Annotated in this window: 13 protein-coding genes and 1 pseudogene; 7 read left to right on the top strand and 7 right to left on the bottom strand. The window is 56.5% G+C overall.

The window, feature by feature from the left end; translation table 11 throughout:
- Positions 1-95: 95 nt before the first annotated feature.
- On the top strand, positions 96-2,300 hold the full coding sequence (locus HNI00_RS09815; protein ID WP_316792856.1) for a peptidase domain-containing ABC transporter: 2,205 nt from the start codon (positions 96-98) through the stop codon (positions 2,298-2,300).
- A gap of 130 nt (positions 2,301-2,430) precedes the next feature.
- Here the strand turns inward: HNI00_RS09815 and HNI00_RS09820 are convergent, their stop codons facing one another.
- From HNI00_RS09820 to HNI00_RS09840, 5 genes and pseudogenes are all read right to left on the bottom strand, one after another.
- Complete coding sequence (locus HNI00_RS09820; RefSeq protein ID WP_277772380.1) at positions 2,431-3,153, bottom strand: amino acid ABC transporter ATP-binding protein; 723 nt, start codon at positions 3,151-3,153, stop codon at positions 2,431-2,433.
- Positions 3,146-3,855 (bottom strand): annotated as a pseudogene (locus HNI00_RS09825) (amino acid ABC transporter permease). The gene HNI00_RS09820 and the pseudogene HNI00_RS09825 overlap by 8 nt, the downstream one beginning before the upstream one ends.
- A 673-nt stretch (positions 3,856-4,528) precedes the next feature.
- Complete coding sequence (locus HNI00_RS09830; protein WP_316792859.1) at positions 4,529-5,227, bottom strand: hypothetical protein; 699 nt, start codon at positions 5,225-5,227, stop codon at positions 4,529-4,531.
- Positions 5,228-5,489: 262 nt separating this feature from the next.
- Positions 5,490-6,179: a DUF305 domain-containing protein gene (locus HNI00_RS09835; RefSeq protein ID WP_316792861.1), complete on the bottom strand. Its 690-nt coding sequence runs from the start codon at positions 6,177-6,179 to the stop codon at positions 5,490-5,492.
- A 195-nt stretch (positions 6,180-6,374) separates the two neighbouring features.
- Positions 6,375-7,205 (bottom strand): Uma2 family endonuclease, encoded by an 831-nt coding sequence (locus HNI00_RS09840; RefSeq protein WP_316792862.1) that lies wholly within the window; start codon positions 7,203-7,205, stop codon positions 6,375-6,377.
- A gap of 337 nt (positions 7,206-7,542) precedes the next feature.
- On the opposite strand from HNI00_RS09840, the gene HNI00_RS09845 reads away from it, so the two are divergent.
- The 3 genes from HNI00_RS09845 to ruvX all read left to right on the top strand — a co-directional run bounded on the left by HNI00_RS09845 (position 7,543) and on the right by ruvX (position 9,856).
- Positions 7,543-7,992, top strand: a complete 450-nt coding sequence (locus HNI00_RS09845; RefSeq protein WP_172354133.1) for an NfeD family protein — start codon at positions 7,543-7,545, stop codon at positions 7,990-7,992.
- A gap of 165 nt (positions 7,993-8,157) precedes the next feature.
- Complete coding sequence (locus tag HNI00_RS09850) at positions 8,158-9,342, top strand: GNAT family N-acetyltransferase (protein WP_316792863.1); 1,185 nt, start codon at positions 8,158-8,160, stop codon at positions 9,340-9,342.
- A gap of 82 nt (positions 9,343-9,424) precedes the next feature.
- The gene (gene ruvX / locus HNI00_RS09855) at positions 9,425-9,856 is read left to right on the top strand and encodes a Holliday junction resolvase RuvX (protein WP_297080693.1); all 432 of its coding nucleotides are present in this window, start codon (positions 9,425-9,427) and stop codon (positions 9,854-9,856) included.
- A gap of 21 nt (positions 9,857-9,877) precedes the next feature.
- Here the strand turns inward: ruvX and HNI00_RS09860 are convergent, their stop codons facing one another.
- The gene (locus HNI00_RS09860; RefSeq protein ID WP_316792865.1) at positions 9,878-10,072 is read right to left on the bottom strand and encodes a hypothetical protein; all 195 of its coding nucleotides are present in this window, start codon (positions 10,070-10,072) and stop codon (positions 9,878-9,880) included.
- Here HNI00_RS09860 and HNI00_RS09865 point away from each other — a divergent pair.
- The 3 genes from HNI00_RS09865 to HNI00_RS09875 all read left to right on the top strand — a co-directional run bounded on the left by HNI00_RS09865 (position 10,071) and on the right by HNI00_RS09875 (position 12,825).
- A complete protein-coding gene (locus HNI00_RS09865; RefSeq protein WP_172354136.1) occupies positions 10,071-10,667 on the top strand; it encodes a DUF3727 domain-containing protein in 597 nt (198 codons plus the stop codon). The two genes, HNI00_RS09860 and HNI00_RS09865, sit on opposite strands and share 2 nt — an antisense overlap.
- A gap of 313 nt (positions 10,668-10,980) precedes the next feature.
- Positions 10,981-12,060 carry an endolytic transglycosylase MltG gene (mltG, locus tag HNI00_RS09870; RefSeq protein ID WP_316792866.1) on the top strand — a complete coding sequence of 360 codons (1,080 nt, stop codon included), beginning with the start codon at positions 10,981-10,983 and terminating at the stop codon, positions 12,058-12,060.
- Positions 12,061-12,303: 243 nt separating this feature from the next.
- On the top strand, positions 12,304-12,825 hold the full coding sequence (locus HNI00_RS09875; protein WP_297080696.1) for a YqeG family HAD IIIA-type phosphatase: 522 nt from the start codon (positions 12,304-12,306) through the stop codon (positions 12,823-12,825).
- 429 nt (positions 12,826-13,254) lie between these two features.
- Here the strand turns inward: HNI00_RS09875 and HNI00_RS09880 are convergent, their stop codons facing one another.
- Entirely contained in the window at positions 13,255-13,572 is a 318-nt protein-coding gene (locus tag HNI00_RS09880) for an NIL domain-containing protein (protein WP_316792867.1), read from the bottom strand.
- Positions 13,573-13,654: the final 82 nt, after the last annotated feature.

Raw genomic sequence — 13,654 nt, forward strand, 5'->3', positions numbered from 1 at the left:
CAGCACAGAGACTCCGAAGGATCTAGCCGTAGCCCTCCCCAATTCCTTGCCCAATTCCCTCTTCGTTCTTCGTTCTTCGTTCTTCGTTCTTCCCCATGCCTCGCTACCCCCTCATCCTCCAGCACAGCCGCGAAGACTGTGGCGTAGCTTGTCTGGCCTCGATCGCCAGGCACTATGGACGCACCGTATCCTTTACCCGCATCCGCGAAGCCATCGGCACGGGGCAACTGGGCACGACGATGCTGGGGTTGCGGCGGGGAGCCGAGTCGCTGGGGTTTCGGGCCCAGTCGGTGGTTGCGTCGGACGAGGTGCTGGAGGCGCTTGACCGGATGCCACTGCCCGCGATTTTGCATTGGCAGGGCAATCACTGGGTGGTGCTGTACGGACAGAAGGGCGATGCGCGAAGCGATCCCTATAGGAATCGCCCCCAGGATGGCTTTGTGATTGCCGATCCGGCGGTGGGGCTGCGCTTTTTGTCGCGGACGGAACTGCTAGCAGGCTGGGCAAACGGTGTGATTCTGCTGCTGGAACCTGATCCAGAGCGCTTTTTTAGCCAGCCCGACGATCCGACAGTGACGATCGCCCAGCTTTGGCAGCGAATTCGCCCCTATCGCTGGGTGCTGCTGCAAGCGATGATCTGCGCCAGCCTGATCGGGCTACTGTCGCTGGCATCGCCCGTGTTTCTGCAAATTTTGACGGACGAGGTGCTGCTGCCTGCTGAGGAAACGGGAGCCTTGCCCGAACAGCGGCGGATGCTCTTGGGCATTGTGGCGGCGGTGATGCTGCTCTATCTATTGCGGAGCGGACTGTCGCTGGCGGCGGATTTGCTAATTGCGCGGTTTGCCCAGCGGCTAGAGTTGGGCTTTGTGCTGGAGTTTGGGCAGCAGGTGTTGCGGCTGCCGCTGACCTACTACGAAACGCGGCGCAGTGGCGAGGTGGTCAGCCGTCTGCGGGACATCGAGGAAATTAACCGCCTGGTGTCGGATGCGGTGGTGAGTCTGCCCAGTACGCTGCTGGTGGCGGTGGTGTCCTTTGGGCTGATGCTGTTTTATAGCTGGCGGCTGACGCTGGTGGCGGTGCTGGTGGCGATCGCCATGACCCTTTCCACCATCTGGTTTCAGCCTGTGCTGCGGCAAAAGACGCGGGCGGCGATGGTGCTGGAAACCGAAAACCAGGGCGTGCTGGTGGAAACCTTTAAGGGAGCGCTGACGCTGAAGGTGCTGGATGCGCGATCGCCCTTTTGGGAAGAGCTTCAGCAGCGGTTTCGCAGGCTGGCGGCCCTGCTGCTGGAAACTATGCAAATCGGCATTATCAACAGCAACTTCAGTGCGCTGGTGTCAGATCTGGGCAATGCGCTGCTGCTGGGCATCGGCGGGCTGCTGGTGTTTAGCCAGGATTTATCAGTGGGGCAATTGCTGGCGTTTACCACGCTAAACCGCAACGGGGTGGCGCTGGTGGACTTGCTGGTGAACTATGTAGACGACGGGGCGCGGGTGCAAACGGCAAACGCCCGCCTGCATGAGGTGATCGCCGCCACGCCCGAGGCCGAGCGCCTAGACAAACCCTGGAAGACGCTGGCCGACGATGCGGCGATCGCCTGTGATGGAGTCAGCTTCTTCTATCCCGGTCGGGTCGAGTTGCTGAAGGACTTCTCCCTGACGATTCCCGGCGGCCAGGCGATCGCCCTGATCGGCCGCACGGGCTGTGGCAAAAGCACCCTGGCCAAGGTCATCGCCGGACTGCACTCACCCCAATCGGGCACGGTTCGCATCGGCAGCGATGCGCTACAAGACCTATCCCTCGCCTGCGTGCGACGGCAGGTTATCCTCGTGCCCCAGGATTCATTTTTCTGGAGCCGCTCGATTGTGGAAAACTTTCGCCTTGCCCAGCCCCACGTCGCCCAAGCAGACATTCAAACCGCCTGCCAGATGACGGGCGCAGACGATTTTATTCAAAAGCTGCCAGACGGCTACCAGACGATTTTGGGCGAATTTGGCTCCACCCTCTCCGGCGGCCAGCGCCAGCGGCTGGCGATCGCCCGCGCCCTGCTTGCCGACCCGCCGATTTTGATCCTGGATGAATCGACCAGCGGTCTCGATCCGGTCAGCGAATCTGAACTATTGGACAAACTGCTGTGGCAGCGTCGGGGCAAGACGACGATCCTCATCAGCCATCGCCCCAACGTCATTGCGCTGGCGGATTGGGTCGTGTTTCTGGAAGAGGGACGCTTGAAGCTCGCGGGGACGATGGAGGACGTGCGATCGCAGGCAGGCGACCACCTCAACTTCCTGACCGTTTAATTGCAACGGACTTACGCACTTACAACAAGCTCTCTGGGTTTTGGACGATTTCGTCGCCAGCGCCGGATTCCAGTCGCCCGCGCCGCAGCCAGTGCGCGTCACCCACGGGTCAAAATGCACAGCAAAAGCGCTACAGCACCTTCTCCAAAAACTGCTGCGCCCGGGCGCTCTTGGGCGTAGAGAAAAACACGTCCGGTGGCGCGTCTTCTGCAATCTTGCCACCTTCCAAAAACAGCACCCGATCCGCCACGTCTCGCGCAAAGCCCATTTCGTGGGTGACAATCGCCATCGTGATGCCCGTCTGCGCCAGAGATTTCATCACGTCTAGCACTTCTTTCACCATTTCTGGGTCAAGCGCCGAGGTCGGCTCGTCAAACAGCATATACTCCGGCTCCATCGCCAGCGCCCGCACGATCGCCACCCGCTGCTTTTGTCCACCGGATAGCCGGGAGGGATAAACGCCAGCCTTTTCTCCCAGCCCCACGCGCTCCAGTAATTCCATTCCTTTCTCTTCTGCCTGTGCTTTGGATACGCCCTTCACCTTGCGTGGCGCGTAGGTGAGGTTTTCCAGCACTGTCATGTGGGGAAACAGATTGAAATGCTGAAACACCATGCCCACATTCTGCCGCACTTTTTGAATGTCACATTTTGGATCAGTGACCTCGACATTGTTGATGTAAATGCGACCGCGAGTTGGCGTTTCTAGCAAATTCAAGCATCTTAAAAAAGTCGATTTTCCAGAACCAGAGGGGCCAATGACGGCCACCACTTCGCCATCTTTAATCTCAGTGGAAATGTCTTTCAACACATCCAGCTTGCCAAAGGATTTTGTCAAAAACTCAACCCTAATCACTTCTCCGCATCCTCCGTTCAAATCGTTGTGCAAACAGCGTCAGCCCCATCACCAAAACATAGTAAATAACACCCCCAATAGCAATGGCTCAAAGTAGATAAACTTTTCTGCGGCCACTATCTGCGCTCGCCGCATCACGTCCAACGCCCCCACTGTAGACACCAGCGCCGAGTCCTTCAACAGCGCAATACTGTCGTTTACCAGCGCAGGCAAAATATTCTTAAACGCCTGGGGCAAGATGATGTCTTTCATCATCATGGGATAGCCCACGCCCAGCGTTTGTGCCGCTTCTCGCTGCCCCTTGTCCACGGCCAAAATGCCGCCCCGAATGGTTTCCGAACTGTAGGCGGCCGAATTTAGCGCAAAGGTAATCACGCCGGCCTGTAGACCCGAAATCGGATACCCCGTTAGCTGCGGCGTTGCGAAGTAGATTAAAGCCAACTGCAAAATCAGCGGTGTGCCGCGAAAGATTGAAGTATAAACATCGGCAAACCAGCGCAGCGGCTTAAACGTGGAAACCTTGAAAAAAGAAAGGACAATGGCTAATGCAAAGCCAAACAGAGCCGATAGGAGTGTAAATAGAAGTGTGACCTGAATGCCTCCCAGGATATAGGGAATATTGGGCGCAATCTTGCCAAAGTCGAGGTTGAGTTGTCCCAGCAAGGGTGGGGATAATTCTAATATGAACGTACTGCAATCCATGCCGTTTGAATTCCTCAGGTTTTCTGATCGCGCCAGATCATGACAAGAACCTCAATCGTCTTGCAGATATCTGACAAAGCCACTGGGGCGGCTTGAGTTGGGTTTAACGACCTAGCCCAATGGGGGGTGACGCTAACACCAACTGCTGAAAAAAATGCTTTTCTCTAAAGTCTCGAAGAACTCTGAGAAACACAAGTTTCAGCTTTGCGATGCCACAGGTGGTCAAGCTCCTGTGTAGGTTATACAGTTTGATGCTCGGAGCGCCAAAACTCAAAGCAACAGCATACTACGGCTTTTGCGCTGAAATAGTACGGAGGGAGACAGTCAAAAAAAGTTTGAAATGCTTATTTTGCGGTGATCTCTAACTTTCTCGTCGAAACGGCAAAATTCCGGTAGGGCTGGCCCTGTCGGAGTGATTTGGGCGATCGCCCTGCAAATTTCACAGCCCAAAGTACGATCTTGCTGAAGCGCTTGGTGCGCTTCAGACCGTTCCAAAACTCATCTTTGTGTTCAGCATGACTTAAGATTTTGCAACCCGATTGAGCTATAAGTGAGCCACAAGATTGAGCGACTCGATCGGGATGCCGAATCTTGCAAGCCGATTCATCGGTAAGAGTTTGCCTATGGATGTCCTGGCTGTAATGGGCTATTGGCTAAAAGCGTCGGATGTGCGTTATCCCCAATAGCCTGTTGGCCCATCCGCAGGCAGATCCGCCAGCAGATCCCAAAGGTCATTCTGGTGCTGGAGTGGCCACCATTCGGCATCCAGCAGGCTCAGTTCTTCCGCGTCGATCCACGGATCAAACAGGGGCACGGATGCTTCTAACCCGATGGGTTCCTCGAACAGGGGTTCTGGCGGGGCGATTCCCGCACGGATCGCTTCACGAATCGCCACAGAGGGCGCAGATGGCGGTTGCCATCGGGGAAGATTCTGGGTCGCTGGGGATGCGATCGCCCGGTCGAGGGTTTCTGGCGGGGCGATTCCCGCCCGGATCGCTTCGCGAACCGCTAGAGGATCAGCAAACTCGACTGGCGCGACGGATGCCGCCATCACTGCTCCTGTCGAGTCTGCCCATTCTTCCAGACCCATCGCCGCAACCTCTGGCGGGGCAATCGTGGCGTAGACGGAGGCCATCGCCTGCAATAGGTCTTGGGGTGCGGCCAGCCCAACCAGCATTGGCGGCGCGTCGATTCGCAGCGATTGGGCGATTGCCGCTTGGGGTGCATCTTGGGCGGCCAGCGCCGCTAGCGTGTAAACTGCAACATGGGAAAGCGCCTTGGCCATGAGTCTCAGGGAGGGGGTGAGGAGAGAAACAGCAATCGGGTCGCCTGCCTGCATCGTTGCCGCATTGCCCAAGCTGGCCTGCGCCAAAAGACTCCAAACGAAGGCAGCGTCCCTCACTTAATACATACGTGCCAACGGCGACGAATCAGGACGGGCAATCTGCTGACTGAGTAATTTTTTCAGGCAGTTGCGTGCCCTGATGTTTTGAGACTTCAGTAAACCTCTTGCATCAATAGCTTTTCTGGAAGCGTGAATCATTGGGCAGCACCGCCGCCCAACGATTCACGCCAGAGGTCTAGTTTGAAACCTCAGAGAGTGGGACGTGACGGTGAGACAGGGAATGGGGACGCTATTTCCCGTACCAGGCTTTGCGCCAGGCCTGCATTTGCTCAATTTCCTGCTTTTGGGAAGCGTAGATTTCTTCTGCCATCTGGCGGAGTTCAGGGCGATCGCTCTTTTCCAGCGCCTCCTGCGCCATCACCAATGCCCCTTCGTGATGCGGAATCATCGCCTCGATAAACCGCAGATCGAACTGGTCATCCGCCGCGCCGAGGTCGCCCGCCATCCTCATCGCGTCGCGCATTTCTGGGGTCATGGGCATCATGTGGTTCATGCTGTCGTGCCACATCACGGGCTGATCGCCTGCATTGGGATACCACGCCTTGCGCCAGGCCTGAAGCTGGCTGATTTCCTGTTCCTGGGCGCGGAGAATGGCTTCGGCGAGGGTGCGAATTTCAGGACGGTTGGACTTTTCCAGCGCTTCTTGCGCCATCAGTACTGCGCCTTCGTGGTGGGGGATCATGCCGTCGATAAACCGCAGGTCGAAGGAGTCGTCCTTGGGCCCCAAGCTCATGCTGCTGTGATCCATGCCGCCCATATTGTGACCCATCGTTTGACCCATTGTTGCTGGAGCGGTGGACTGGCTGTTCTGGTGGCCAGAGTCGTGGCTACAGGCGGCTAAGCCCAGGCTTCCAGCAAAAACGACCGCGAGGAGGGTCTTTTGGATATTTGCTTTGACGTTCGCTTTTTTGAGGTTCATCGGTCAACGTGGATCAAAGTCTACGAGTTGAGATCAAAAAGAAGTTGAGATCTAAGGACGTTATTCCACTTTAGATTCTCCAGTTTGCTGGAGAGTCAAGCCCGGTGTGAAAGGTGGGGCAGAAACATGGAGTGGGCGATCGCTCAAATCCCACACCACACCTCTTGGCTCTCCCAGGAAGAGGACTTCAAGCGGTCAAACCTCATCTGGGTCAACGCCCATAGCCCGCAGTCGCTCCGCCAGTCTGTCTGCCCGCTGGCGTTCGGCTTCTGCCCGCTGGCGTTCGGCTTCTGCCCGCTGGCGTTCGGCTTCTGCCCGCTGGCGTTCGGCTTCTGCCCGCTGGCGTTCGGCGTTTTGTCCCTCTGCTCCAGTCCAAATCACTTGCCCTTGAGCATCGCACCAGCGTAACCACAGTCCGCTTACCCCTTCAAATTCGCCCTCCCAGAGCGTCAACCCCAACCCCACCGCTTCTAACCAGACGGGCGGCTGCAACAGGTGATATCGCCCCTCCCTCAAAGCCCAGGCTTGCAGCAGCGATCCATTCATCTCTTCTGGAGCCTGAAGCTGTTCCAGAGGATCAAACACAGCGTAGTAGGGCACCCCAATGCGGGCATAGAGGTCTTTCTTGCTCAGGGTTTTGCCCTTTTGCTGAGATTTACGGCTCAGCGCGAGTTCATCTCCTTCTCGATTGGAGACAATCTCAATGCACACGTCCGGCACTTTGCCAAACTCCCAGACAAAGTAGGAGCGGTTTTGCTTCTGGCTCCAATCTGTTGGCATTTCCAGCCCCAAACTCAGCATCGCATCGGGAACAATCGGATCTTGCTTGAGGGCATAGAACACCCCCACATTGGCGGCGGCAATAAACGGGATTCCCGGCGACCAAGAGCTATACAGCGGTTCTACCAGAAGTCGTTGCTGTTTTTCGGATTGAAAATTGTCCACTGGTGTGTCGTCCTCGGTAACCAGATGGCTGATGTCCAGTTCCGTCACGATTGCGTCGTCGCTGAGCAGGTTGTGTGCCATAGGTGATGATCCAACCCGATACTGCAATACCGTTTATTCTAGTCAAGCGAGTCTGGTCAAGCGAGTCTGGTCAAGCGAGTCTAGTCAAGCGAGTCTAGTCAAGCGAGTCAGAACTTCCTTCTGCTCACGTCCTTGAGCGACTGCTGATTCCTGGCAGTTTGCTGAACCCCGCTTTACCGGCGATCGCCCAGACTGAGATCGCGCATTGAAGCCTTTCGCCGGGGCTGCCTGTAATTGGCGATCGCCAGCGTGTAGTCTTGAAACATAGCGGCTGGCCTGCTCCCAAATCCTCCTCCTTTCCCGGTCTGCCGTCTTCCATGCGCGGGAGCTTTCTACCATGATGCAGTCCGTCTTCAATCAGCCTGCCTACCTGCTTTGGCTGGTGGGAGGAATGTGTTGCTTGTTTTTGAATTTGCTGGTGTTTGAGCCAACCATCACAGCGCTGGGCATTGCGGCCATTATTACCTCAATCGCTGCCCTCAGCCTGCCCAGCGTCGGCCTTCAGATGATGCTGTGGGGGATTTTGTCGGTGGCGCTGGCGATTGTCATGCGCGGGCTAGTGCCCCAATCGTCCAAAGATCTGGCGGCTCCGAGCGAGGCACAGGTCTCTGTGACGATTCCACGCGGCGGGGTCGGGGAGGTGACCTACGAAGGCACGATCTGGTCAGCCCGCAGCCAGGTTTCAGACGTGGCGATCGCCGTTGGGCAGACGGTTCACGTCGTCGGTCGCCAGGGGAACACGCTAATCGTTCTCCCCGCAGGGTTTGTGCAAGATCGCCCAGTTTGAGTATTCGCCCAGTTTGAGTATTCTTTGAGTATTCAATGAGGATTAATTTGAATATTCGGGAGAACTCCCCCATCGTCCCACCGCCCCGACCCCCTGTCACCGCAAACCCTCCCCTAACCCGTGATTCGGATGTAGCATAGAGTCAGTGCAATTATTCAAACCCTGATGGCCTCATCTCCTGCGGAAACTCCTGAGTTGCAAATTCGACCGCTGCTTCGCCGCGACCTGGAAGTCGTAGAGCGGTTGATGCTGGATGCACTAGAAACGGACACCGAGAGCAACCGCCTAGAGGTGACGCAGCGAGTGCAGCAACTCCGACGCTGGTACGGGCTACTTAAGGGGTTGAGTTTGTTCCCCAACCCGCTGCAACATCTGCTTTCGACCTACGTTGCTGAGCAAGACGATCAGGTGCGCGGGGTGATTCAGGTTTCACCGTTCAACCGCACACGCAGCACTTGGCGGATTGAGCAAATTGCGGTCGGGCAATATTCCCCCGGCGAATTCAGACAAACCTCGCTGATGGACGTGGGTTCCCAACTCCTGCGCTACTGCCTGCAAGCCATTTGGGAAGCCCGTACCTGGCTGATTGAAGTGGATGTCAACGACAACTCAGTGATTGGGCTATGCCGCAAAACAGGCTTTCAACCGCTGGCGCAGATGACCTACTGGGCGATCGCCCCTGATCTGTGGCAAGCTCTAGCCGAGCGACAGCCCGATTTGCCCAACCTGCTGCCCGTGGGCAACGCCGACGCAGGGCTGCTGTGTCAACTGGACACGGCATCGATGCCGCCCCACGTCCGTCAAGTGTTCGATCGCCACATCACCGATTTCAAGACTGGTCTGCTAGGCAGCGTCACGCAGGGGGTGGGGAGTTGGCTAACTCCGGTGCAGGTGGTTAGCGGCTACGTGTTCGAGCCGCAGCGCAAAGCAGCGATCGGCTATTTTCGGCTGCAACTTTGTAAAGACGGCAGCCACCCCCACGAAGCCAAGCTAACGGTTCACCCGGCCTACACCTGGCTCTATCCAGAGCTATTTTGCCAGATGGCGCAGGTGGTGCGGGGCTATCCAGAGCAGGCGCTCATCGTTGATTCGGCCGACTATCAGCCGGAGCGGGAAGACTTTTTGCAACAACTGGGTGCAGAGCAAACCCACCACACGCTGATGATGTCGCGCTCGGTGTGGCACAAGCTGCGGGAAGCCAAGCCGCTAGAGGGGCTGCAACTAACCGACGTGCTGCAAAATCTCCAGCCTGTGCGAAAGCCAGTGCCCAGTCGCTTCTCGCTGGAGTCGGGTAACGGCAATGGCAAGTCCGACACCAAGCCACCGGGGCTGTCTAAGGATTCCAACTAAAGATTCCCACTGAATCTCAACCAAGATTCCCACTGAATCTCAACTAGATCTCAACTCACTGATCTCAACTAAGTTCTACGGCATGACGCGGATCTCGGCGCTGGGGCTGGATGTGGGCAGGAAGCGCATCGGCGTGGCGGGTTGTGACGGCACGGGGCTGATTGCCACGGGTCTAGAGACGATCGAGCGGCGATCCTTTGCCGAAGATGTGGCGCGGCTGCGGAAGCTGGTCGAGGCGCGGCGGGCAACGGTGCTGGTGGTGGGAATGCCCTACAAGCTGGATGGCGAAGTGGGGGCGCAGGCGCGGCAGGTGCAGCGGTTTGCTGAGCGGCTGGGAGCAGCGCTGAATCTACCTGTGGAATATGTAGACGAGCGATTGACCTCTTATGCTGCTGAGGAATTAATCCATGCGGAGGGGCGATCGCCCTCCTACAACAAGGCGCTGATCGACCGCAAAGCCGCCGCTATTATCTTGCAGCAGTGGCTAGACGGGCGATCGCCCACTCAGACCTAGCCTGCGACCCGATCCGAGGGTCTACGAATCCAAAACCCAAAATCCAAAATCCAAACCCCAAAACACAAAATCCAAAGCTGCTCCTGTTTTCCATCCGCCGAAGAGTCCACCAGAATCCACCTTTTCATCAATTGCGGCGCAGCGATGCGGTAAAGTTTTCAGTAGCAATGCGCTTGTGAAATCTTGCTGGCGAAGTTTTTTTAAGGATATTGGCATGGCAAAGGTCGGGAAAAATAATGATGACTTTGAGACAAACCAGGGCGATTTGGAAGAGGAGTTGCCTACCGTCAGCCTGACAGACGAGGCTGGGCGATCGCTCGTTTGTTATGTGGAGCATTCGGTCGAAGTAGACGGACAAGCCTACCTGCTGCTACTGCCAGTTGATTCGCCGATTGAAATCTTTGCCTGGGAAGACGACGAAGACGAAGATGCAGAGACGCTTGTTGACCTGGCCGATACTCAGATTGAAGAGATTTTTGAAACCGCTCGGGCTGTGCTAGCAGAACAAGATTTGACCCTCAAGCGCACGGCCTATACGCTGACGGCGGTGGGCGACCTGCCCGATGTTTCCGAAGAAGACGTAATCACGATTGACGTGGGCGAAGAAGGCGGCCTGGTGGATTCTGAGCAGTTTCAGCGGCTGACCTCCTTCTATCACGAAGAGCAGGAATACGACGTTTGCACGCCCCTCGATCCGCTCATGTTCTTTGCCCGCGTCAACGCTAGCGGCGAACCTGAATTGCTCTCTCCAGAAGAGTTTCAGGCAATCCGCCCGCAGCTAGAGGAGCAGTTGTTTGACTCGTTTGAGTAATTTTGAGTAATTTGGGGTGCGTAATCCTTGGATGAGTTCTTTGGAGAGGCGTTCACTGATTTGGTTAATCCGTTAGCGTGTGCGATCGCCCCACAAAAAGCCTAGCGGTGGAACCCGTCGGCCGTCCTATCAGTCAGCTCGTTATCAGTTCGTTAATCGATCGGGAGGCGGATCGTAGGGCTGCCGCCGTTAGACTCGTAGACTCTCGCTAGACTAGGGTTTAGACTGCGTTCCGGTGCTTAATAGTAGAAACCCGCAGGGCGATCGCCCCAACACTCTGGGTTTGGCAGCTCTGGGTTTGGAGAAAACAACAATGTCGGTCAAGCGATTTTCTGGATGGTCCAAGGGGTTAATCCTGCTAGCGCTGGTGCTGGTGGCGCTGCTGCTGGGCGGCTGGCAGGGCTGGCGCTGGTGGCTGGGGGCGATCGCCCCGGCAACTCAGGCGACCCATAGTGGCAACCCTCCAGAAGACGCAGCCGTGCAGGTCGAAATTCCCGAAGGCAGCACCGCCCAGCAAATTGGCGAAACCCTAAAAGACAAAGGCATCATCCGTTCAACTGAGGCATGGAACCTGTGGACGCGCTGGCAAACGCTGCAAAACCGGCCGGGTAGCTTTCAGGCAGGAACCTACGCCCTCTCGCCCGCTGAGCCGTTGCCCGCGATCGCCGACCAGATCTGGCGGGGCGAAGTCGTGCAAAACAGCTTCACCATTCCCGAAGGCTGGACGATTCGCCAAATGGCGGAGTATTTCGAGGCGCAGGGCTACTTCCCCGCTGAGGAATTCATGGCCGCCACACAAGACATCCCGCGCGATCGCTTTCCGTGGCTACCCGAAAATCTGCCCATGCTGGAGGGCTTTCTGTTTCCCGATACCTATCAGTTTGTGGGAGAGCTTACGCCTGAGTTGGCAATTGACCAAATGCTTCGCCGTTTTGAACAAGTCGCTCTGCCGATTTATGACGAAGGGCGATCGCCCTACAGCTTCATGGAATGGGTGACGCTGGCCAGCATTGTCGAAAAAGAGGCTGTTATTCAGGACGAGCGCCCCACCATCGCCAGCGTGTTTGCGCGGCGGCTGCGCGAGGGCATCCCTCTGGCTGCGGACCCCACGGTGGAATATGGGTTGGGCATCCGGCAAACCGTTGAGCAGCCGCTGACCTACGCCCAGGTGCGCCAGCCCTCGCCTTACAACACCTACATCAACCCTGGCCTCACGCCAACGCCCATCGCTGCACCGGGTCTGGCTAGTCTGGAAGCCTCGCTGAATCCTGGCGATACGGAATATCTGTTTTTCATGGCGCGATACGACGGTACGCATATCTTTAGCCGGACGCTCGCCGAACACGAAGCCGCCAAGCGAGCGGTCGATGCGGAACTAACTCGGCAAAACTAACTCGGCAAAACTAACTCGGCAAAACTAAAGTTCCAACGTCACGGAAAATCATCCAACGGCACCAGATCTACCAGGTAGAATTTAGGCTGGGCTGTTGGCCAAGCAATCGCAATATTAATTCTCCCAAGCGAAGCGACGAGTGAAATTGCTAGAAGCTTTGCAACCGCTTGACTAGCCATCCCAAATCGCGAATCCAAAATCGAGAATCGGTATCACGCCCCAATTCGCCCTTACGCAAAAACAATGTCCTGGGGAAAACTCTTACAACCTGACCTGGTGTTGGGCAGCAGTATCTTGGCGCTGACCCCAGCGTTATTGCAGCAATACAACCTGCGGGGGCTAGTGCTGGATGTGGACGAAACGCTAGTGCCGATTCGGGTGGCTCAAACCTCTGGAGAACTGCGCGAGTGGGTGGCGCAACTGCGTCCCACAACTGCCATCTGGCTGGTGAGCAACAATATCAGCAAATCGCGCATTAGCAGCATTGCCAATTCGCTTGATCTGCCCTATCTGCTGGGCGCAGGCAAACCTTCGCGGCGCAAACTGCGGCAGGCCGTGGAGGCAATGGGCATTCCAATTGAACAGGTGGCGATGGTGGGCGATCGCCTGTTTACCGATGTGCTAGCGGGCAATCGCCTGGGCATGTTCACCATCCTGGTGGAGCCAATGGCAGACCCCGCCGTAGAGATACGCCGCAGCCCCGTTCGCAACTTTGAAGTGTGGGTGTCGCAGGCTTTGGGGGCATCGCTCACGCCCCGGCGGTAGAACGGCGGTGTCGATTTTGGATTTTGGATTGGCGATTTTGGATTGCCGCCCCCTGGATTGGCGATTTTGGATTGGCAAATCTAGCGGGCGGCAAATTTATTGCGAAATGTTGCGCTGTCGGGGTGATAGTGTTACATTACTTTACAGAGATTTCTGCAAAGCGATCGCACTGACAACTTCGGCTGTTCATCCAGGCAGTCTGCCAGTGACTTCGTTCTCCTAGCATCACATCTCTTTCCAACACAGCGAACCCGGCCAGCCTGCTGTAGGGCTGGCTATTTTTTTGTTTTTTTATTGCACGTTTGACGGCTATGTAGCAATTGTCGATGCTGCCAGCGCGATCGCCAGCAGCCCCGCAAACGCTCACCTGGCCAAAAATCGTAAATCCAAAGAAAACCCAAAATCGGCAATCCAAAATCCAAAATCGGATCACCAACCGTCAGGGCGATCGCCCCCCTGCCAGATTTCCAAATCTAGATCGTTCAGGTCGATCAGGGCGCTTTGAATGTTCTGGGCGGGGCCGCGCAGCTCTAGGTCAAACCAGCCGTCATCGCGAGCATTTGCCCCCAGCAGCGCCGCCAAAATATTCACCGTCAGCCCATGCTTGGAAATGAGTCGAGAAATCACAGGTTCTTCGTGATATTGCTTGGGAATACGGACGCGGATGCGGGTCTGGGTGGGGCGATCGCCTCCGTCGGCAAGGCTATCCCCATCAAAATGGGCGATCGAGGTCGTAGGCACAGTCATGGCTAAATCTCCTATAGTTCGATGAGGTCTGACGAGCAGCGGATTCAAAACCACAGAGCGAGACTGTTCAGCGCTATTCGGC

The organism is Thermoleptolyngbya oregonensis NK1-22 (assembly GCF_032705245.1).
GTDB lineage: Bacteria > Cyanobacteriota > Cyanobacteriia > Elainellales > Elainellaceae > Thermoleptolyngbya > Thermoleptolyngbya sichuanensis.